1 protein-coding gene is annotated in these 736 nt (G+C 66.2%); it reads right to left on the bottom strand.

Annotated features, from left to right (window positions below):
- Positions 1 to 736, bottom strand: a 736-nt coding sequence (locus E0L21_RS24700; RefSeq protein WP_131413837.1) for a hypothetical protein, incomplete at both ends; no start/stop codon positions are given.

The raw sequence follows: 736 nt of genomic DNA on the forward strand, positions 1-736 counted from the left end.
AGCAGCGTACCGGTCGCGGCATTGTTCGCCGCCTTCAGAATCAGGTCCGTCGCCTGCAGCCAGCCTGCGCCGCTGTACTGCGGGGCAGTCAGCGTCAGCGTCCCGCCGGAGAGCAGTTTCCCCTCGTTGCGCGCCTGCGTGGCGGCAGTAATCCGGGTGTCACCCGCGCCCTGAATCAGCCCGTAGTTGAGCAACTGCGGCGTGGTGAGCGTCAGCCCCTGCCCGCTGACCAGCTGCGCACCGGCATTGTTAGTGAGCGTGTCTGCGCTGACGGTCACGCCGCCGCCCTGGATGTTACCGGCGTTATCGACACGCTGTGCCGTCAGGTTCAGCGCCCCGTTGCCGGCAAGCTGCCCGCCCGCCTGCTGGGTGAACGCGCCGGAGAGCGTCGCGGTCAGCCCGTCGCTGCCGCTGATAACACCGCCGTTGCTTAGCGAACCGGCACTGAGAGTCAGGTTTTTCGCCGCCCACTGGCCGCTGTTCGTCAGCGACAGCGCCTTCAGTGCCGCCGTGCCCATGGCGGTGATTTTGCTGCCTGCTGCGGACGTCAGGTCACCGGCAAGCTGAAGATTAAGTGCCCCGGCGCTCTGAATGGCACCGCGGTTATCCAGCGACTGCGCCGCCAGCAGAATGTTATTCCCCTGCCAGGTGCCGGTGTTGTTCACACTCCCGGCGGTGATATCCAGCGTGCCCTGCGTCAGCAGCGAACCGGCGTTAATCAGCTCCAGTTGCGGGG

Origin of the sequence: Kosakonia quasisacchari (genome assembly GCF_004331415.1) — a bacterium.
Lineage (GTDB): Bacteria > Pseudomonadota > Gammaproteobacteria > Enterobacterales > Enterobacteriaceae > Kosakonia > Kosakonia quasisacchari.